The 19,953-nt window shown below is 37.6% G+C and carries 23 protein-coding genes and 1 pseudogene; 10 read left to right on the top strand and 14 right to left on the bottom strand.

Going from position 1 to position 19,953, the window contains the following annotated elements; translation table 11 throughout:
• Nucleotides 1-19: 19 nt before the first annotated feature.
• Together AC0L7T_RS05340 and AC0L7T_RS05345 are read left to right on the top strand one after the other, a co-directional pair.
• Nucleotides 20-982 (top strand): Smr/MutS family protein, encoded by a 963-nt coding sequence (locus AC0L7T_RS05340; RefSeq protein WP_473341451.1) that lies wholly within the window; start codon nt 20-22, stop codon nt 980-982.
• Between the two features lie 2 nt (nt 983-984).
• Complete coding sequence (locus AC0L7T_RS05345) at nt 985-1,821, top strand: hypothetical protein (protein WP_473341452.1); 837 nt, start codon at nt 985-987, stop codon at nt 1,819-1,821.
• A 1-nt stretch (nt 1,822) separates the two neighbouring features.
• Here the strand turns inward: AC0L7T_RS05345 and AC0L7T_RS05350 are convergent, their stop codons facing one another.
• The gene (locus AC0L7T_RS05350) at nt 1,823-2,962 is read right to left on the bottom strand and encodes a cystathionine gamma-synthase (protein ID WP_473341453.1); all 1,140 of its coding nucleotides are present in this window, start codon (nt 2,960-2,962) and stop codon (nt 1,823-1,825) included.
• Nucleotides 2,963-3,062: 100 nt separating this feature from the next.
• On the opposite strand from AC0L7T_RS05350, the gene AC0L7T_RS05355 reads away from it, so the two are divergent.
• Nucleotides 3,063-3,776 (top strand): TVP38/TMEM64 family protein, encoded by a 714-nt coding sequence (locus tag AC0L7T_RS05355; protein WP_473341454.1) that lies wholly within the window; start codon nt 3,063-3,065, stop codon nt 3,774-3,776.
• Between the two features lies 1 nt (nt 3,777).
• Here AC0L7T_RS05355 and AC0L7T_RS05360 read toward each other — a convergent pair whose 3' ends face one another.
• The 3 genes from AC0L7T_RS05360 to AC0L7T_RS05370 are packed head-to-tail and all read right to left on the bottom strand — an operon-like array spanning nt 3,778 to nt 6,992.
• Nucleotides 3,778-4,641 carry a TraB/GumN family protein gene (locus AC0L7T_RS05360; protein ID WP_473341455.1) on the bottom strand — a complete coding sequence of 288 codons (864 nt, stop codon included), beginning with the start codon at nt 4,639-4,641 and terminating at the stop codon, nt 3,778-3,780.
• Between the two features lie 14 nt (nt 4,642-4,655).
• Nucleotides 4,656-5,387 (bottom strand): RluA family pseudouridine synthase, encoded by a 732-nt coding sequence (locus AC0L7T_RS05365; protein ID WP_473341456.1) that lies wholly within the window; start codon nt 5,385-5,387, stop codon nt 4,656-4,658.
• A 24-nt stretch (nt 5,388-5,411) separates the two neighbouring features.
• A complete protein-coding gene (locus AC0L7T_RS05370) occupies nt 5,412-6,992 on the bottom strand; it encodes a peptide chain release factor 3 (protein ID WP_473341458.1) in 1,581 nt (526 codons plus the stop codon).
• Between the two features lie 149 nt (nt 6,993-7,141).
• On the opposite strand from AC0L7T_RS05370, the gene AC0L7T_RS05375 reads away from it, so the two are divergent.
• A complete protein-coding gene (locus AC0L7T_RS05375) occupies nt 7,142-7,702 on the top strand; it encodes a hypothetical protein (protein WP_473341459.1) in 561 nt (186 codons plus the stop codon).
• Nucleotides 7,695-8,480, top strand: a pseudogene (locus AC0L7T_RS05380) (TIGR02757 family protein). The gene AC0L7T_RS05375 and the pseudogene AC0L7T_RS05380 overlap by 8 nt, the downstream one beginning before the upstream one ends.
• Before the next feature lie 80 nt (nt 8,481-8,560).
• On the opposite strand, the gene pyrE reads toward AC0L7T_RS05380, so the two are convergent.
• Nucleotides 8,561-9,205 (bottom strand): orotate phosphoribosyltransferase, encoded by a 645-nt coding sequence (gene pyrE / locus AC0L7T_RS05385; protein WP_473341460.1) that lies wholly within the window; start codon nt 9,203-9,205, stop codon nt 8,561-8,563.
• An 83-nt stretch (nt 9,206-9,288) separates the two neighbouring features.
• Between pyrE and AC0L7T_RS05390 the strand changes: the two genes are divergently transcribed.
• The gene (locus AC0L7T_RS05390; protein WP_473341461.1) at nt 9,289-9,978 is read left to right on the top strand and encodes an NUDIX hydrolase; all 690 of its coding nucleotides are present in this window, start codon (nt 9,289-9,291) and stop codon (nt 9,976-9,978) included.
• On the opposite strand, the gene coaD is transcribed toward AC0L7T_RS05390, so the two are convergent.
• The 4 genes from coaD to AC0L7T_RS05410 all read right to left on the bottom strand — a co-directional run bounded on the left by coaD (nt 9,966) and on the right by AC0L7T_RS05410 (nt 12,422).
• Nucleotides 9,966-10,421, bottom strand: a complete 456-nt coding sequence (gene coaD, locus AC0L7T_RS05395; RefSeq protein WP_473341462.1) for a pantetheine-phosphate adenylyltransferase — start codon at nt 10,419-10,421, stop codon at nt 9,966-9,968. The genes AC0L7T_RS05390 and coaD overlap by 13 nt on opposite strands.
• Nucleotides 10,418-11,212, bottom strand: a complete 795-nt coding sequence (locus AC0L7T_RS05400; RefSeq protein WP_473341463.1) for a DUF3822 family protein — start codon at nt 11,210-11,212, stop codon at nt 10,418-10,420. Before AC0L7T_RS05400 ends, coaD begins: the two co-directional genes overlap by 4 nt.
• Nucleotides 11,213-11,268: 56 nt before the next feature.
• Entirely contained in the window at nt 11,269-11,850 is a 582-nt protein-coding gene (locus AC0L7T_RS05405) for a hypothetical protein (RefSeq protein WP_473341464.1), read from the bottom strand.
• A 62-nt stretch (nt 11,851-11,912) separates the two neighbouring features.
• Nucleotides 11,913-12,422 carry an NUDIX domain-containing protein gene (locus AC0L7T_RS05410; RefSeq protein ID WP_473341465.1) on the bottom strand — a complete coding sequence of 170 codons (510 nt, stop codon included), beginning with the start codon at nt 12,420-12,422 and terminating at the stop codon, nt 11,913-11,915.
• A 16-nt stretch (nt 12,423-12,438) separates the two neighbouring features.
• Between AC0L7T_RS05410 and AC0L7T_RS05415 the strand changes: the two genes are divergently transcribed.
• Together AC0L7T_RS05415 and AC0L7T_RS05420 are read left to right on the top strand one after the other, a co-directional pair.
• Nucleotides 12,439-13,866 (top strand): ATP-dependent DNA helicase, encoded by a 1,428-nt coding sequence (locus AC0L7T_RS05415; protein WP_473341466.1) that lies wholly within the window; start codon nt 12,439-12,441, stop codon nt 13,864-13,866.
• 42 nt (nt 13,867-13,908) lie between these two features.
• On the top strand, nt 13,909-14,301 hold the full coding sequence (locus tag AC0L7T_RS05420) for a DUF1573 domain-containing protein (protein ID WP_473341467.1): 393 nt from the start codon (nt 13,909-13,911) through the stop codon (nt 14,299-14,301).
• 100 nt (nt 14,302-14,401) lie between these two features.
• On the opposite strand, the gene AC0L7T_RS05425 is transcribed toward AC0L7T_RS05420, so the two are convergent.
• On the bottom strand, nt 14,402-14,989 hold the full coding sequence (locus AC0L7T_RS05425) for a DUF1989 domain-containing protein (protein WP_473341468.1): 588 nt from the start codon (nt 14,987-14,989) through the stop codon (nt 14,402-14,404).
• A 79-nt stretch (nt 14,990-15,068) separates the two neighbouring features.
• On the bottom strand, nt 15,069-15,758 hold the full coding sequence (gene gntA, locus AC0L7T_RS05430; RefSeq protein WP_473341469.1) for a guanitoxin biosynthesis heme-dependent pre-guanitoxin N-hydroxylase GntA: 690 nt from the start codon (nt 15,756-15,758) through the stop codon (nt 15,069-15,071).
• Here gntA and AC0L7T_RS05435 point away from each other — a divergent pair.
• Together AC0L7T_RS05435 and AC0L7T_RS05440 are read left to right on the top strand one after the other, a co-directional pair.
• Nucleotides 15,757-15,966 (top strand): hypothetical protein, encoded by a 210-nt coding sequence (locus AC0L7T_RS05435; RefSeq protein ID WP_473341470.1) that lies wholly within the window; start codon nt 15,757-15,759, stop codon nt 15,964-15,966. The genes gntA and AC0L7T_RS05435 overlap by 2 nt on opposite strands.
• A 152-nt stretch (nt 15,967-16,118) precedes the next feature.
• On the top strand, nt 16,119-16,967 hold the full coding sequence (locus AC0L7T_RS05440; RefSeq protein ID WP_473341471.1) for an SDR family oxidoreductase: 849 nt from the start codon (nt 16,119-16,121) through the stop codon (nt 16,965-16,967).
• Nucleotides 16,968-17,279: 312 nt separating this feature from the next.
• Here the strand turns inward: AC0L7T_RS05440 and AC0L7T_RS05445 are convergent, their stop codons facing one another.
• The 3 genes from AC0L7T_RS05445 to AC0L7T_RS05455 form a co-directional block, all read right to left on the bottom strand.
• Nucleotides 17,280-17,765: a YciE/YciF ferroxidase family protein gene (locus tag AC0L7T_RS05445; protein WP_473341472.1), complete on the bottom strand. Its 486-nt coding sequence runs from the start codon at nt 17,763-17,765 to the stop codon at nt 17,280-17,282.
• A 378-nt stretch (nt 17,766-18,143) separates the two neighbouring features.
• Nucleotides 18,144-18,797: an SGNH/GDSL hydrolase family protein gene (locus AC0L7T_RS05450; protein WP_473341473.1), complete on the bottom strand. Its 654-nt coding sequence runs from the start codon at nt 18,795-18,797 to the stop codon at nt 18,144-18,146.
• A 109-nt stretch (nt 18,798-18,906) separates the two neighbouring features.
• Nucleotides 18,907-19,953: a S66 peptidase family protein gene (locus tag AC0L7T_RS05455; RefSeq protein ID WP_473341474.1), complete on the bottom strand. Its 1,047-nt coding sequence runs from the start codon at nt 19,951-19,953 to the stop codon at nt 18,907-18,909.

Raw genomic sequence — 19,953 nt, forward strand, 5'->3', positions numbered from 1 at the left:
TATTTGGTAAATTTGGAATATGAACATAGGGGATAAGGTTAGGTTACTGCATGGAAAGGAGGAAGGTGTAATTACCAAGATTTCTTCTGGTGGGCAGGTTGAAATTGAAATTGAAGATGGGTTTAGAATCCCTGTGTTAAAATCAGAGTTGGTTCTTATCAACGAGGCAGAAGAAGCTTATTTTGATCCAAAGCCAAAAAAGGCCAAAGCTTTCCTTTCCAGCGTTCCAAAAAATAAAGTCTCTGACGTAGTGGATGGGGTTTATTTAGCCTATGTTCCCTATAATGATCAGTTGCATGATGTGGTACTTGTAAATAATTCGCCAAAAGATTGCTTGTATTCATTCGATGAGAGTCAAAATGATAAGACTAAAAACATAGGCGCAGGACTGGTTAAAGCCAAGTCATTTACCAAGTTAGGAGAAAAGATGCTTGAGGAATTTGAGCAATGGCCACCTTTCAGTGTGATGATGGTTTTATTGAACAAGCAGTTTGAAAAACAGCAGCCTGTTCAAGTAAGGAATATAAAATTAAAAGCCTCATCATTTTTTAAAAGTATGGGGAAAGCACCATTGCTGAATAAAGATGCCTATTTCTTTAGGATTGATGACACTTTAAAGGCATTGAATGTCAGTAAATTGAACCAAGATCTCAACCCTACGCCCCAAGATATTTATCCTGCAGCCAAAGTAAAAAGGCCTCCCGCATCGGTGGACCTTCATATTGAGAAGTTAACGGATGAGTTTGATTTGATGAGCAACAGTGAAATGTTGCAATTGCAGATGAAAACATTTGAAACGAATCTAAATGATGCAATTGTTTCAGGGATGGATGAGATTGTTTTTATTCATGGCATAGGAAATGGAGTTTTAAGAAAAACCATTCATAAGTATTTGAGTCAATTAAAAGGCATAAAATATTTTAAAGATAGTCAAAAGACTAATTTTGGATACGGATCTACAACTGTAAAAATAAACGAATAGCGATGGAAGCATCTACCTTACCGCTGATTTTACATGTTTTTGATAAGCACTATGATGCCGGTAAGGCATTGTTTGAGGAGCTCTCAAAAAAGTTAAAATCAAAAAAATCAATTGAGCTTGAATCTCATTTAGATTTTTTTAGTGTTTATATTCAACTGTTGGAAAGGGCGCATTTTAATAAAAAGCGTGAAATTAGGCAAATATTCTCTCCATTTAAAGAGTTGCATAAAAATCTTCGGAAGGTCAAGCATATTCGGTTTATACAAGATGGTTTTTTAACGTATATGCATGCCAATAAACGGCATTATCCGGATTATGAAAAACTCATATCTTCAGATAAACACAGGTTGTATTCAGATGTTTATGAATTGATCCTCTCTATACCATTGCAAAAATGGGAAGATCTTTACAAAAACATTTTGCAATACTCCAAAGGGATGTCGATATTAACTATTAACACTGCTATTAATCAAATCATAAATGAGGAAGTGGAATATTTTCAATTTGGCACCAAAACAAGACTTGATGCTCAAACAATAAGTGAAATTTACAAAGGCCTTAAGAAAGTTACCGCTTTAGAAAAAATAAGATTATCAATAGGCCTAAATTCCATTTTTACCCATAAGGTTCACGAGGAAATTGAAGTCCTAACTACGGTGATGGTGAATTGGCATAAAAATCAATTGCTGCTTCAACATCTTGGTAGTCATTTAGGTGAAAAAGAAGATATAAGTAAGAAGTATCAAACAGTCCTTACCCTTTTAAAGAAAAATCACAAAGAATTAACAACAGATATTGACAATAGATGCCAATATCTGTTCACGAAAATGCTACATTAGATTAATCCAAAGCCTGGGCAAGGTCATTCTTCAAATCTTCGGCATCCTCAATTCCTACACTTAACCGAATCAACGAATCCGATAAGCCTACTTTTTCTCTTTCGGATTTAGGGATACTGGCGTGAGTCATGGTAGCGGGATGACCACACAGGGATTCTACTCCTCCTAAAGACTCGGCCAAAACAAAAATCTTAAAACTTTCCAACACTTTAACGGCATCTTCAATTTTGTTGTCGATCAAAGTGAAGGAAATCATACCACCAAAATATTTCATTTGTTTTTTTGCCACCAAGTGGTTGGGATGGTCTTCAAAACCTGGCCAAAATACCTTGTCTATCTTAGGATGGTTAATTAGGTAGGCAGCAATAGTTTTTCCATTCTGGCAATGTCTTTCCATCCTAAGATGCAAAGTTTTAATTCCTCTGAGAACCAGGAAGCAATCTTGAGGGCCAGGAACAGCACCGCAGGAATTTTGAATAAATGCCAGGTCATCTGCAAGTTTCTTGTCTTTGACGACTAAAGCTCCCATGACTACATCTGAATGGCCTGCAAGGTATTTGGTTACCGAATGCATTACCAGATCAGCACCTAAGTCCAAAGGGGTTTGAAGAAAAGGAGTGGCGAAAGTATTGTCCACGCCAAAAAGCACATTGTTGTTTTTTGCTATATCAGCTAGCGCCTTGATGTCAATGATTTTCATCATAGGATTAGTGGGTGTTTCTGCCCATATCAACTTGGTGTTCTTGTTGATAAGAGGAAGGATGGCCTCCGGTTTTTCCATATTTACGAAATGAAATTTTATTCCGTATTTTGAAAAAACTTTAGTAAAAATCCTGTAGGTACCTCCATAAAGATCATTAGTGCTAATGACTTCATCTCCTGGTTCCAATAATTTTAGAACGCAATCAATTGCGGCCATTCCCGAGGAGAAACACAACCCATGTTCGCCGTTTTCCAAAGCTGCCAGGTTATTTTCCAAGGCTTGTCTGGTAGGATTTTGCGTTCTTGAATATTCGAAGCCTTTGTGGTCACCTGGCGATTTCTGAACGTAAGTTGAAGTTTGAAAAATTGGGGTCATAATTGCCCCTGTACTTGGATCTGGTCTGACCCCTGCATGTATGGCTTTTGTAGCAAATTTCATAAGCTTAATATATAGGGTTTGTTTATCAAATAAGGCCTTTTCCTATTAAAGCCTTAATTTGATTAACTTTTAGTCAAATTTATTTTAGTTTTGTTCAAAGATGAACAAAAAACCGCCTATTTTCAAGCATTTAAGAAATATCTATAGCAAAAACCCATGGGTATTAGTATCTATCCTTTGGGTAAGTATTCTACCAACTGTAGGTGCCATTACCCTAGGTAACTGGGTTTACAAGAATTGGGCTGCCTTAGAATTATTGCCAATTGAACAGCCAAACATAGCCTTGATATACTGTCTTACAGGTACAGTTCTTATGGGGTTGGCATTGGTTCCCACCACTTTTTTTGCGGTAGTCACAGGTTATCTATTTGGTTGGCAGGCATTTCCCTATTTGGTTTTGTCCTATACCTTAGCAAGTGCTGTAGGGTACTTGTTGGGAAGAGTGCTGGAGAAAGATAGCCTCGACTGGATCTTGGAGCCTTATCCAAAAGCCAGTCAGTTAATCCATGAAAAAAAGGATCAAATGGGGAAACTGGTCTTTTATATCAGGATTAGTCCGGTAATTCCCTTCGCAATTTCTAATTTAGTTTTCGCACTTTTAGACACAGGTTTGAAGAAAGTATTGTGGTTTGGGTTTTTAGGGATGTTGCCCAGAACTATCCTTGCCTTTTCTTCAGGTGTATTTGCGGGGACTATACAAGACGCTCTCTCCTCTAATGCCTCATTGTGGCAATATTTATTTATAGGTGGGCTTTTGGTATTGAGCGTGTGGGGAATCTATAGTTTTTTCACCAAACCGAGTAACAAAAGCTAATTCAAAGGTGAATTCTATTTACTTCAAATCCATTGTTCTTTAAGAGGTTAATTAAGCCATTAGGCCCTCCCAGATGTCCAGCTCCAACAGCAAAGAAAGCACTGCTTTCATTCATAATTTGAGTCATAGGTGCCACCCAATTCTTATTCCTATCAGAGATGAAGTCGTCTTGATAATCCTTGTATTCAGGACTTTCGGAAACCATCTCAAATAAGTCAAGAATATCTTCTTCCTTATAGGCCTTGATTAGTTTTTTAAACTCTTTCTGTCCTTTTTCCAAGTTGTTTATATAACTGTAAAAGCTTTTGTATTGGTCCTTTAAGGGAATAAGATCAAAAAGTGAGATTTGGTCTTCAATTGTTTCTAGTCCCATTACCTCCATTTTGGAGGCTTTTGCAAGAATCATTAATTCATTTTCAAAAGACTTTGTTTCACACTCAAGTAAGTTATTGTAAATCAGTGACATTAATACCATTGGGTGCATTTCCTGTAGCATGTCCATGTCCATACCTGTTCTTTCTTTTAGGAAAGTGTGTACGTTTTGGTACTCTTCTTTGGTAAGAAAATCATTGATCTTTTGTCCATCTTTATTGTAGAGGTTATCCCTCATTGCTGCTTGTAGACGAGGGTCATCCATATCTATTTCGAGCACGAGAACATCTGATTCCGATACCTTGTTAGATATTTTGGCATTTATCAAAAAGTCCCCTTCACAAATAAGATGAATAGTACCAAAAAGATAGGAGGGGTTAGGGTTATTTTGACTTGATATTTCCCAAAACACACCCTCTTTTTCTTCTTCTTGTCCAAATGCAGTTAAAGATCCCAGGAAAAACAGCCAAATAAAGTAAGTTCCCTTTAACATTTTACTTTGAATTTTTAACCGCTAAAAGTCTTGTCCAAATGGCGGTCACTTGATTTTATGTTTTCAAATTCCAAAAATTGCTCCCAAAATGGTTCTTCAGGCAAAGCAGCCCTAAGGATTAATTTTTCCTTTTTGATTGGGTGAATAAATACCAAATGAAAGGCATGTAGGTTAATGCTTGCATCAGGGTTCGGTTTTGGAAATCCGTATTTGACATCTCCACGGATTGGGCAATCCATGGAGGCCAATTGCACACGCAACTGGTGTGGCCTGCCTGTAACAGGGCGTAGTTCTAGTAACCAATGATCGTTTAATTTCCCTAACCTTTTATAGGTCATTTCAGATTTTTTGGACTCTGGAACTTCCTTATCGTAAGCAGTAGAAATGTTTTTATCAGAATTTTTTACCAGCCAATGTGTTAATTTACCTGTTTCCTCTCTTGGCTTTCTTTTTACCAATGCCCAGTAAACTTTGTGAACTTCTCTTTTCCTGAACAAGGCAGTCATCCTTTCCAGTGCCTTGGAGGTTCTTGCAAAAACGACCACCCCACTAACTGGTCGGTCTAGTCTATGGACTGGATGCAAGAAAACCGCACCCGGTTTGTTGTATTTATTTGCTATATAGGTTTTACAAAGATCTGTAAGCGTTTTGTCGCCTGTTTTATCTCCCTGTACCAATATCCCAGCAGATTTGTTGACTATCAGTAAGTGATTGTCCTCAAATATTACATTAAATGGTTTTTTCATGTTTCCTCAGGTTTGATAAATAGGTTAATATTCAGATGTATTATGGAATTCAATTTCAGGAAAATTATCCTGAACCATTTGTAACCAGGCCTTGGTCTCGGCCATGAATACTAATTTCCCATTTCTATCTCTTGCGATATGTCTTTGTTTGGAGCGGATGAATTCATCCAATTTCTTTTTGTCTGTACTTGTAATCCAACAAGCCTTATATAGGTTCATTGGGACGAAATCCGCTGTGGCATTGTATTCATTTTTCAACCTGAACTTAATTACTTCAAATTGGAGTTGCCCTACCGTACCTACTACTTTCCTAGATCCAATTTCAAAGGTGAAGAGTTGTGCGACCCCTTCTTCCATTAATTGTTGCAAGCCTTTCTCTAGTTGCTTGGTTTTCATGGCGTCCTTGTTTACGACCTCCCTGAAAATCTCTGGGGAAAAGCTTGGGATGCCTTTGAATGTTAGGTTCTCACCATCAGTTAAACTGTCTCCAATTTTTAAATTTCCCGTATCGTAAAGACCTACGATATCACCAGGGAAAGCTTCTTCAATTATTTCTTTGTCCTGAGCCATAAAGGAGGTGACATTAGAAAAGCGAAGCGGTTTGGTGCCTCTTACATGGTTATATGGTTTGTTCCTTTGGAACGTCCCTGAACATATACGTAAAAAGGCGATACGGTTTCTATGTTTAGGATCCATGTTGGCGTGAATCTTGAAGATAAATCCGCTGAAATTGTCTTCATCAGGTTTTACCTCACGTTCTTCGGTCTGTCGGCTTTTTGGTCCCGGAGCTATTTGAATAAATGTATCCAACATTTCTTTGATACCAAAATTGTTGACGGCAGAACCAAAAAACACAGGAGCAACGGTCCCCTCCAGGTATTCTTTAGGATCAAAATCAGGGTAAACGCCTTCGATTAATTCTACATCTTCTCTAAGCTGATCTGCCAGACTGGTTCCGATTCTTTCATCTAGTTTTTCGGAACTTAAATCTTCGATAACAACCCTGTCATCATTAATTTTTCGCTGACTAGGGGTGAACAAGTTCAATTGTTTGTCATAAAGGTTGTAAACACCTTTAAATGATTTCCCCATTGAAATGGGCCATGAGAGTGGTCTTACCTTTATATTTAATTTGGATTCTACTTCATCCAACAAGTCGTAAGGATCACGGCCCTCTCGATCCAACTTATTGATAAAGCAAATAACAGGTGTTTTTCTCATCCTGCATACTTCCATTAATTTTTCTGTTTGAATTTCCACCCCTTTTACGCAGTCAATAACCATAATAACTGAATCAACAGCGGTGAGTGTGCGGTAGGTGTCTTCTGCAAAATCCTGGTGTCCAGGAGTATCAAGGAGGTTTATTTTCTGCCCCTTGTATTCAAATCCCATAACAGAGGTGGCCACAGATATTCCTCTCTGTTTTTCAATCTCCATCCAATCGGATTTGGTGGCAGTGTCAATTTTATTTGATTTTACCGCCCCTGCTGTTTTGATTGCACCTCCAAAAAGCAGCATCTTCTCTGTTAATGTGGTCTTTCCTGCATCAGGGTGAGCTATAATTCCAAAAGTTTTTCTTTTCGCTATCTCTTGAGTTAGGGTCATGGTGCTTAGGTGTTTTCAGCCTGCAAAGGTAGGTAAATCAGATGACAATGTCAGGCATTATCCTTATAGGTGTAAGTATTGTTATTGAAAAGTTGAATTTTGCTTGTTTGATTTATTTGCCTTAATTTTGAAATTGTATTAGATAATGAATGAATTCAATTGAACTTTTCTTCGATAGGTTTTTCAAATTTATTTGGAATGCTATTTTCGTGCTGACTTATCCCATTCTGGCAACTTTTGGGCTAATATTCATTGGTATAACCTACTTTTTTTCCTGGGTTTCATCGTTTTTGACCAAATTTAGCGGTCCTGTACCGAAAATACTGAGTAAATCAGAATGGATTTTATTGACTGATGAATCAAATTTAATCGAAGGGAAGCTTCATAAACAGATAATTTTTGGTCCAGAGTGTTACCAGATTCGTCGAACCGACGGAATACCTTCCGTTATTGAAGACGATGTTTTTGGAAAACGAGTCATCATTCTGAAAGAAGGGTGGTTGCTTGAAAGGTGGAACACAACGGAATTGGCAAATATTCCGGATTTTGACATTTGCCTGTATGATCCTGAAGAAGATAAACTTACAAAACTCGCAAATATTAAGTGCTTTGACTGGCGTGTAGCAGAGCAGGATGGGGAATCTTTATTGCTCAAGTGGTTTGATGGTACCAAGGGTGGTGAAGTAAAAGTTACACTGACAGATGGATGATCTAAAGGGGTTTCTGGATGAAAAGGTAATGCTTTTTAACCAGCCGTCATTCATTGAGAATGATCCTATCTCTATTCCACATAAATTTTCAAAATTACAGGACATTGAAATTTCAGGATTTTTTGCAGCAGTTCTTGCTTGGGGACAGCGTAAAACCATTATCAATAAGAGCCTGGAGTTAATGGCCATGATGGGCAATAGTCCTCATGATTTTGTGTTAAATCATTCTGAAAATGATTTAAAGCAATTGATGCGGTTTAAGCACCGTACTTTTAATGACTTAGATACGCTTTATTTTATCGATTTTTTTTCCAGGTATTATAAGGAAAATCAAAGCCTAGAGCATGCTTTTTCCATCGGATATACCTCCGATATCGATGCCATGGAAATTCTCCTTTCTAATTTCCACGATAGTTTTTTCCAATCCCCGAACGCACCACAGCGCACAAGTAAGCACATTGCAACCCCCAAGAAGAAGTCAGCTTGCAAAAGGATCAATATGTTTTTGAGGTGGATGGTGAGAAAGGATGACAAGTGAGTTGACTTTGGCCTTTGGGACAAAATAGCTCCTTCTCAATTAATATGCCCCTGTGACCTTCATGTAGATCGAATAGGTAGATCGCTAGGGTTGATCCAAAGAAAACAAACAGATTGGCTGACAGCGATGGAATTGACAAGGAATCTGCGCGCTTTTGATGCGGCCGATCCTGTCAAATATGATTTTGCTTTATTTGGCTTAGGGGTGTTGCAAAATGAGGAAAAGACAGGCTTAAAGTGAATGACCTTATCATTTTAATCACCTAACTATAGTACTTTTCTTTGCTTTTGGTTTATCCCTAAGAGTATACTCCATTAGAATTATGGTTGCCAAACGTCTGGCCCTTTTCGCCATTCTGCCAAGGTATTCATGTCCTCTTCGGATACGTACCCTTGTTCAAGTGCTTGAGGAAGTAAAGAACTGTAGTCGCTCAGGCAATAGAGTTTGACGTTTTCCTTCTCGAAGTTTATGTCGGATACCTCAAACCCGTAAGTGAAAATAGCAACCATACCCAAAACCTCAAAACCTGCTGCTCGCAGATCCTTTACTGCTTTGAGTGAACTTCCTCCTGTGGAAACAAGATCTTCTACGACCACAACCTTTTGACCGGGAGTGATTTTTCCTTCAATCATATTCTCCATCCCGTGGCCTTTGGCTTTGGAACGTACATAGATAAAAGGAAGATCAAGTTTATCAGCAATTAACACACCTTGAGGGATACCTGCAGTAGCTACTCCTGCTACAGCTTCAATATTAAGAAAGTGGGTACGAACAACACTTGTTAATTTTTCCTGAATAAATTTCCTAACCTCAGGAAAGGATAGTGATAGCCGATTGTCACAATAAATAGGGGATTTCCATCCGGATGCCCATGTAAAAGGATCCTTTGGTGACAGTTTGATGGCTTTTATTTCAAGAAGCTTTTTTGCGATTTGAGAAGCGGTGCTTTGATCATAAATTTCCATGCGATAAATTTAACCATTTAAAATTTACTCAGGGTTGTGCACGCTGGAAAAAAATTGCAATTTTGAAAAAATTAGATTTGTTTATGAAAATCTTCATCAACGATAAACCACTAGATCTTGTGGCAACCAAGGATTTTTTACCAAAAAAATCTTTCGAGTGTGTTTATGATAACCCTGTAGAATTACCAGCGTCAGCAGATTTTTATGATGACGTCCTGATAAAAAATCCTTCCAAAGACATTATCGTTCAATTGCTTTTCTTATTGCGAACGAGGAAACTTAAAAACCTGGATAGTATAACCCTTGTGACTGAGGAAAAAGCTGCACTTAAAAAGTTTATTAAAAGCAGGTTTTTAATCATTAAAGCAGCAGGAGGTGTAGTGACCAAGGAAGATAAAGTGTTGTTTATTTACCGATTGGGTAAATGGGACCTTCCGAAAGGGAAATTCGAAAAGAAAGAGACACCTGAAGGCTGTGCAGCAAGGGAGGTAGAGGAAGAATGTAATATTAAAGTGAAGCTCGATGAGCTCATCTGTGTTACGTGGCATACCTATACGCAAAACAGGAAGAGCATACTTAAGAAGACTTATTGGTACAACATGAAGTCTCTTAATGATTCAAAAATGAAACCTCAGGTTGAGGAAGGAATTATGGACATCAAGTGGATGAAGCATTACGATGCTAAAACAGCGTTAATCAACTCTTATCCCTCAATGCGGTATCTATACAAACAGTTTTTAAAAACAAAACCAGAGGTTTATCAGACCTTATAAGGTAGAAACTTGTTTACATTGCCTCCATATTTATGAACTTCCCTGATAATTGTAGAGCTGATGGCTGCATATTTGGGTGTGGTGATCAGAAATACCGTTTCCAATGATTCATTCAGGTACCTGTTCATTTGACTGATAGTGTTTTCGTATTCAAAATCAGTAGTGTTTCTTAATCCACGAAGTAAGTACCGGGCTTCGTGTTTCTTTGCAAGGGAAGAGGTAAGCTCATCGTAAACTATGACTTTTACGGATGGGGTTTTTTTGTAGGTATTTTTGATTTTTTCTACCATAAAATCAATGTCGAAATACCTGTTTTTCTTACTTGTATTGTGGCCAACACTGATAATTATCTCATCGAAAATATTTAATCCTCTCATGACAATGTCATGATGACCATTTGTGAAAGGGTCAAAAGAGCCTGGAAAAAGCGCTGTTTTCTTCATGAAACATTTTTTTGTTGCCAGAAAGCCTCTAAAAGTTGCGTGTTCATAAAGGATTCTGCCCCTTTAAGGTAGGATACATTTTGAATGGGGGTGATTAAATGTATGTTTTTGAAATAGAGCTCCATGCTTTCCATATTGGTATGAAGCCATTCAGGATTGCCAAAGAGACGAATCTTGCAATGCGTTCTGTCAAAGGCCATCTGCTGGATGAAGGTAAATAAATAGCGTAAAAACGCAGCTTCATCTGTAATAATAAATCTGTTGAAAAGATTTAGTTGCCCATCATCAAAAGCCGCCAAATACATGCAGTCAGGAGAAGCGTGTATAAATAATTCTTGATTAAGTAAATCTTGCGTTTGGGTCAGAAAAAAGCCCAATACATGTGCCGCTCCATGGGCAATTTCTAGTTCAGGTAACTTTTTATCAAGACTGTCTAAAAGACTTCTGTTAGCCGTACCCAGTATTTGAATGGTATTGTTGGAAATCCCCGTATAAGTGACATTTTCCTCTAATTCATTGACTTCGGTGGCAAAACTTAGATACCTCGCCCCTTGAGCAGGATTGAATAAAGCCGTAGGAACCAAAGTGAACTTTTGGTGATGGATATAGAGCTTTCCCACAGTATTAGGAGCATTAAAAATTGCTTCAGTTTCTATGAGATGCTGTATGGTTTCGGGGTCCTGGAAAGAATAAGTATAAGTAGCTGTTATGTCCTTACTCTCGCCTTCATGTGCGATGACAACTAATAATTTTTCATATAAGAAAAGCGATAAATTTGATATGGCTTGCATATCAAATTTATCGCTAATGAATTTGCTTTGGATATGGGAACCTACCGTATCCAAATTTATTCCCAATTTCCTGAAGTAGAAGAATCGGTTCTAGAACCAACCCTTAAAGCCTTCTCGTTATTGTTTCTTCTTCTCTCTGGATTACGTGGTGCAGGGTCTCTGATTTCAAACACTGCAATTTCTCTGTTGCTACGTTCAATTTTGTCAGCAAAGAATTCAAAAGTTTTGCCACCTGATCCAGGTACCACATTTAATAAATCCAGATCAAAATCAGGATATTTGGCTTCGTTAAACAAAGAATCCTGAACGTTAACGGAACCTAGTGTATCCAAAGTTACAGTTGTTTCTTCTTTACCATAGTCAAGCAACTTGGTGGTCTCAGTCCTTTGAACCAAATAAATGCTACCCTCTGAAATGAATTTTTTAAGTTCTTCCCAGTTGTTTGCATATTCACCATTGGAAGCCTGATAGGCAATTTGGGCATCTCTAAGCATTTCCAGCTTTTCAATAATTCTTTCTTCAGTCCTTTTTAGGATTTTTTCTTCTTCCACTACTTCATCCACACCCAGATAAAGCTTGTATCCGAGACCTAGGGCTCCTAATAGAAAAACAATCGATAAGATTTTACTCAATGTCATTTTGAATATCTTTAAAGCGTAATTAAATTATTATAAAGAATTGATGGTTCGTAATTAGAATGCTATTTTATGCATTTATTTCCAAAATTAAAATATCCTTTCCATATTCTTACATCTTTCAAGGAATTTATTCTTCCAAATAAGGCATGTTTTTTATCAGAGGGTATATTTTTTATTTCCTCAATGCTAAGAAATTTAACCTCTTCTATAACCTGTTTGTTGGTATCTAGCTCAGGATCAATTCCAACCTCTAATTTACCATTTGTTTGGCTAACTTCAAAGAACAATTCAATTGCGTGTAAGGGTGGCTCTAAAAATTCATGAACAAATAGGTAATTTCCAACGTCAATTCCTAAGCCAGTTTCTTCCATAAACTCCCTTTGTAAATTTTCTTTGGCATCCTGACCGAATTTCATTCCACCTCCAGGAACATTCCAAAACCAATGGTTTGTGCCCATCCTATGTTTTACCATCAATAATTTATTATCTTGGATGAGTAGGCCGTTTACCCTCGTTCTGAGCCGGTTTCCGAAATTATCAATAATGTCCTTTTTTATGTTCGGCTTTTTCATCTTAGTTTCGCAATAGATGCATAAAGATAAGCAAGCAAGTCCAAAGCCATCAGAAAGAATCAGAAAATTTTTCCCTCATCAGCCAACCACTGATCAGGAAAATTTCTTTGGGTCGATGGATAAATTTTTAGACAAATCAGTTCCTCCTGGCGCTGCATTTATTCTAAAGGGGTATGCAGGAACAGGAAAAACAACGGTTTTGGCTGCTTTGGTCAAGGCTTTACCATCTTTGGGGCTACGGGCTGTAATGTTGGCTCCGACGGGACGTGCCGCTAAAGTAATGAGCACGTATGCTGAAAAGACAGGCTATACCATTCATAAGATCATCTACCGTGCAAAGCAGGGAGCTGCTGAAGGGGCGGAAAGTTTCACCGTGCAAAAGAATTACTATCAAAAGTCTGTATTTATAATTGATGAAGCATCAATGCTTTCGGATGATAGAAACGGAGGGAAGTCCCTATTGGCAGATCTTATAGGGTTTGTCTATCAAAATCCAGAAAATCGACTGCTTTTAATTGGGGATATTGCCCAATTGCCACCTGTGGGGAGTGAGGATAGTCCGGGCTTAGATAAGAATTATCTAATAAGGAATTATAAACTAGACGTAAATGAAGCCTTGCTTACCATCGTAACCAGGCAAGAGCTGGATTCAGGGATTTTGGCCAATGCTACCTCATTAAGGAATGAGGTGCTCAAAGTGAAACCTAATATATCATTTATTACCAAAGGATTTAAGGATTTCTACCGAATGACTGGAGAAAGACTAGAAGATGGCTTGAGGTATGCTTACGATAAATTTGGATTGGACAATACAATGATCATTACAAGATCCAATAAATCGGCAGTTCAATACAATAAATACATTAGGAATTCTATCTTTTATTATGAAGATGAATTAAGTGCCGGAGAGCGGCTTATGATTGTTAAAAACAATTATACTTATATGGACGCTTCTGAGAAGGTTAGTTTTTTGGCCAACGGAGATTTTGTAGAAATACTTAAAATTCGTTCATTTGAAGAATTATATGGCCTAAGGTTTGCTACACTTGAATTGAGATTAATAGATTACCCCGATGAGGTACCATTTGAAGCCCGAGTAATATTGGATACCTTGCATTCATTTAAACCTGCTTTGTCATTTGATGAATGGAAGGAGCTTTATCAGCAAGTAGCTGAGGATTACCAGGATTTGGAACAGAAGAGCAAAATAAGAGAGGCGATGAGCAAAGATCCTTATTTGAATGCTTTGCAAGTTAAATATGCCTATACCCTGACATGTCATAAATCACAAGGAGGACAATGGGACGCTGTTTTTGTTGATCAGGGGTTTCTAAATGAGGAACAAATTGATAAAAATTATGTCAGATGGTTGTATACTGCCATGACAAGAGCAAAAAAAGAATTGTTTATGGTGAACTTTCACAACAATTTTTTTATTAAATAGTAATGAACTGCATAAGTTTGAATGAATTAAAATTTGATGAATATGAAAAGGTTATTAACAGTAGTATTGGCGGTTGTTTTAAGTACAGCATTTGCGATCGCCCAAGAAAAAGCAGTAAATGGTCCGGTAATTACCTTCGAATCTGATTCAAAAGATTTTGGAGATATCACGCAAGGAGACAAAGTAGAAAATGTTTTTAAATTTGAAAATACTGGCAAAGAGCCGTTGATTATTTCAAACGTAGCAGCAACTTGTGGCTGCACAGTGCCTAGCTGGCCTAAGGAGCCAATAGCACCAGGTAAAAAAGCTGAGATCAAGGTGTCCTTTAATTCCGCAGGGAAAATGGGCAAACAAAATAGCGTTGTCAGGATATATTCTAATGCCAGTGAACCTATCGAAAAGGTATCACTCATTTCAAATGTGCTGCCTAAATAAAACTCATCTTTTGCTTTCTTGCAATTGAAAAAAACCTGCCCACTTAAATTGGGCAGGTTTTTTTATTTCTTCTTGTAGTAAACCTTAATGAGGAGTGCATCTATTCCATTTCATCCAAAACCTCAAAATGAATAGGTTTAAAGGTCCCGCCATTGCTGTCTTCTGCTGAACATGCTGTTAGGGCAACGATAAGGTCCATTTGAGCCTCAAAGAGGAGGTGATCTCCGGCCTTGCTCAGTGGTGGAAGGACTGATAATTTTCCATCTTGCCCAAATTGCACATTCATAAAAATATTGAAAGCTGTGGGAATATCATCTGGTTTAATTCCATAAGGTGCTAAACTAGTATATAGATTCTCAAAGCAACTGGGATGATAATCCTGAATGTTATACATGATTTTAAATGTCTCTGGGCTACATGGGGCAAGTAGAAAGTCGTTTCTCCCATTGGTGTCCCTAATTATCCTCATCATTTTGCAACCTCTGTTACTCCAAAGATGATGGTTGGTGGTAATGAGAATTGTTTCTTCAAAATCCAAAGTCTTTCCTGAAGACAACTTCTCACCAATATCATTTGCATTAAAAAGCACCATGTCACTTACTTGCATCCCCTGTGGATCGATGACTTTTAACTTTTGACCTTTGAATAACTTAAAGGCAGTTCCTGACTGTTTTTTAATTATATTCATTTTATGCTTTTAAGGTGTTTCAATATTTTTTAAATAATACGGATAGCATTGTACTATTTGATTTAAATCGATTTTAAAACTACACTTTACTTTTTGAGTGAAAGGGGCATTTCCAATTCTCGTCTATGTTTCGGCCACTGTATTGAATGGCTTCACTGCTATCCCCATAATCCTTTAATACAGGGTTTATGCTTCCCTGAAAAGCAAGGTCACGCACTCTTATTTTGTCTCGGACCTTATGATAGGATTTCATTTCCCGCAATTTCTCAAATTGACTATGCAAATTAAATACCAGCGTGGGGTAGGGGGCCCTTCTGGCCAATCTTGAACTATATGGATGCATACCGACAACATAGAAAGCATGACCTGCTATACTGAAGCTAAAATTAACATTTTCAGGATCACTACTTACATTTGGATCCCATGGCTGCTCGTCTTTTTCATGAATATATTGCAGTTGTTTCCACAATAACTGTTCAAATTCTTTTTCTGAATGTACCTGTGTTTCAGGGAAAACAGCTATAAAGGATTTAAATTTATTATTGTTAAAGTCGTAATTAGCCAAATAAGCTTCAAGTGCACTCAACATTCTTACAGCCGTATTTTTAGTGGCCAGTTTGTCATACAGCTTGAGTTCGAAATTATTTAAAGTGAACACTGAATTAGCCATTATACATGGGTGTTTATTGTCAATAATAAATTCTTTTAATTCTTGTTTTATCTGATGTGGTTTAGCACCACCTTTTGAAGTGTTATTAGTGGGTTCCATGATAATTAAATTTAAGTTGGTAGTGATTCAATCTTGTAACCTAAGTACAACTTTTAGGCCTTTTCCTGCTACGGATGTTTTAGAGCTAATTTTTAATGCAATAGGGATAAGTTACCATGGTGCTAAATCTAAAGGGAGTGGAAGAATCGCTTTTCTGAGAATTTTCACTACTTTCTACAATCAAATGCCTCTTTTATACTTTGATTAACATTTTTCTTATTTAGGTCAATCGCAGGTCTTTAAGAGTTTGGCTTCATATTTTATTCCCCTCTCAAATGAGTCAAAGAATTTTTTAATAGGGTGCAGGAAAAATGTTTTCCTGATTTAATTTGTCTTTTCAACTAACATTGGAATAGGAGTATGAATAAGCCAAAGGAGTTTCCGAATCAATCACAGCAACAACCAGGTGAGGAACATAAGATGAAACCGGCTCCTGAAATAATCAGGGGAAATTATAAGGGAAGCGATAAATTGAAAAATAAAGTGGCGCTTATAACTGGGGGAGATAGTGGTATAGGGAGAAGTGTGGCCGTACATTTTGCTAGAGAGGGTGCAGATGTGGCTATTGTTTATTTAAATGAATCTACCGATGCAAAAGAAACCCAAGAGTTGGTGCAAAAAGAAGGAAGAAAATGTGTTTTAATAGAGGGGGATGTCAAGCAGGAAAGTTTTTGTAAAGGGCTTGTTGAAAAATGTGTGGATTCATTGGGTGGGTTAAATATTTTAGTTTGTAATGCCGCTATGCAGTTCCCGAAAAATTCTTTGAGTGAAATTAACAGTGATCAACTGCGTAAAACTTTTGAAACCAATATATATTCATTTTTCCATATAACCAGAGCAGCTTTGTCACACTTAAAGGCAGGAGATACAATAATCAACACGGCTTCAGTTACCGCTTACAGGGGCAGTGAACATTTAATTGACTATTCCAGTACTAAAGGTGCTATTGTGAGTTTTACACGTTCTCTTTCTCAAAATTTAGCAAAAAATAAAATCAGGGTTAATGGCGTAGCGCCAGGACCTATTTGGACCCCTCTGATTCCTGCTACTTTTGATGATGTGTCAGATTTCGGTCAAGATACTCCTCTTGGGCGTGCAGGGCAGCCAAGCGAGGTTGCGCCGGCCTACGTATATCTAGCGAGTGAAGATAGCAGTTATGTGACGGGACAATTTATCCACGTAAACGGAGGGGAACTGATTGGTGGTTGATGGAACGGTATTATAATTTTCTTCCTTTAATCTGATGTTGAGTTAAATCGTAAAAAACGAATTGTATAATCACTTTAAACACTTTTAGGACAGCTTCTTAGGAGTGAAAGGGCATGGTAATTTCGGTTTTCAGAGGATTACCATGATTTTCTTCACCTCTGTTTACCATAGGCATGCACCCTTGGCCTTTACTAGATTCAAATAGAAAAATTTTAAAAAAAAGAATACTGACAATTATAGTCAGTATTCCAATGCATTTAATAACTGATTCTGCTAAATAAAAGGTCAGGACAGTGAATATTGAAACTGATTCTAGTTTTTGGCTTTTTTATTTATTCGGCTTTTAGCTAGTTTACTTAGCTTTTTGTCAGCATTTAACTCTTCCTCCAAGGTTAGTTTTAATTTTTTTGCAATTTCATTATAACCTAATTCTTCAGCATAAGTACATAATGTACCGTACCCTGCAATTTCATAGTGTTCCACTCTTTGGGCATTGGCTATCAATCCCGCATTTTTAACTTCATCTGATAAACTTTCTTTCAAGAAGCTTTCTGCTTCTTCAATAAGTCCTTTCATAGCTTTGCATGTTTCACCTCCGGGTTTTATGCCAAGTTCTTTACCTACTTCCTCTAATCTTTTTTTATGATTTTTCGTCTCTTCCAAATGCGCTGAAAATGCTTCTTTTAATGCGCTGTCTTCGGAATTTTTAACCATTTTCGGCAGGGCTTTAATCAATTGACTTTCGGCACTGTAGATGTCTTTTAATTGGTGTTCAAAAAGGTCTTTTAAGGTTTTCATGGTTGTTTATTTTTATTGGTTTAGTAGAATAGTTGATAAAAATAAACACTAAGAATTTAATCCATTGACCCTAAAAAATTATATTTTAACTTGCTATAATTAATTGTTAATTTTGGTGAAAATGAGCTGTAATAGAAGGGATTAATCTGCTACTAAAAACAAATTCTTGCTCAATTTGGTGGCCGATCAAAACATAGGGAGCCACAAATGGGCCTCTAAAAATGAAATCACTATTGACTTATGGCATTGAATTTAATGCCTCTTATACCAGGAAAGCGTTAAATGGAATCATAAGACATCGATAATAATACTATGTAGCAAACTTGGGTGGTGATTTTATCAACATTGCTCCAGAAAAAAACAACAATAAAGTTGGAATCAGTTCATTTTCTTAAAGATTTCACTTATATGAAATGCCCACCGGCTATAAATATTTTTGCTGGGGTGCAATCCGTCCCTTACCAGATTTTCTTTAAGCCCCCCACTCTCCCTGTAACTGTCTGTTATATTTAAAAAATGCAGGCCGTATTTTGAAGCTTCTTGCTTTATTATAGCATTAAAGGCATCTATTTCTTTTGTGATTTGATCGAGAGGTTTTTTTGCTGATTGACCAAAGCTGGTTACCCCCCAATCAGGAATTGAAATAAGCACCAAGTTTTGTTGGTTGTCCTTTCCGAGAAACCCAAGCGTGAGCTCAATCAACGCTATCAATTCCTGCCTGAACTGATCTAAGGATTGTCCCCTGTATTGATTGTTTACCCCAATAAGGAGACTGGCAATATCAAAAGAATCTTGTCCAATGTTTTCTTGCCTTACTGCCTGAAGTAATTCTCCACTAGTCCAACCGGTTTTTGCGATGACTGTAATAGTAGTAAATCCAATGCCTACTTTTTCCAGCTCATCTTCCACTTGAAAGGGATAAGTGTTCTCAGTCTTTTCGCCTTCTCCAATAGTATAACTGTCTCCCAAAGCCAGGTATTTTAATCCGCCGGTTTGCGTTTCTGTATTTGGAGTGTTTTTATTTCCGATCATTTTTTCATTGCTTTTAAATGCTGTTATTAGCAATACAAACAAAATAGGAATTACAAGCACATTCCTGTTTCGAACGGTATTCAATTGGACCCTCTCTGAATTATTTAGATTATTCGAAAATAGGCTGTGTGGTGGTCAATGTGCCTTTGTCGGCATCCAGTATCACCCTAGCCCCGAATGGTAAAAGAAATTGTTTGGGGATGTGACCAATCATTGCTCCGCGATATGCAGGGATTTTATGAGGAAGTAGATAATCGTCAAAAATCTGATCTATGGTAAGGTTTCCATATCCTCCACTTGGATCACAGTCTGTACATTGACCAAAAACAAAACCTTTTATTTCTTCGAAAACGCCCATTAACATAAGGGTGCTCATCATGCGGTCTATCCTGTAAGGTTCTTCGCCGATGTCCTCAAGGAAAAGAATTTTGTCTTTAAACGAAGGTAAATAGGGGGATCCCGCAATGGAAGTAAGCACCGTTAGGTTTCCTCCTACAAGGTCTCCTACAGCCTTTCCAGGGAAAATTGTCCTTACCCTGTTCTCCTTCACAACCAAATCTTCAGTTTCTTCTATCTCATTTTCGTATAGAATCGTGTCGTTTTGTTCAAAAAACACTTTCTTGAACTGATCCACATTGAACTCCCCCCAATTTCCCGAGCCATTTGGTCCATGAAAAGTTATGAGGCCGGTTTTTGAATGAATGGCATTGTGTAGTGCTGTGATATCGCTATAGCCAAGTATAGGCTTGGGATTGTTTTTAATGTTTTCGTAATCGATCAGGGGAAGTATTCTGGAGGCGCCAGAACCACCCCTTATGCAAATAATAGCCTTGACAGCTTGATTGGCAAACATTTCATTTAGATCCGTTGCCCTTTCTTGATCTGAACCCGCCAAATGTCCCCTTCGGTTTTGGAGGTGCTTTCCTTCAATTACCCTTAGCCCTAATCCTTCCATAGCCTCTTTGGCAAAGGTGAATTGCATGATGTCCGCCGTAGCAGATGAGGGACTTATAAGCCCCACCAAATCCCCCGGCTGTAAGGCATTGGGCAATAATTTTTTATGGAAATATGACTTTTGAAGTGGTTGCGTAAATCCCAAAATTGGTAAAACTCCAAGTCCCATACCCACTGTTTGTAAAAAGGCTCTTTTTTTCAT

It is taken from the genome of Cyclobacterium sp. 10D3-21 (genome assembly GCF_055809755.1).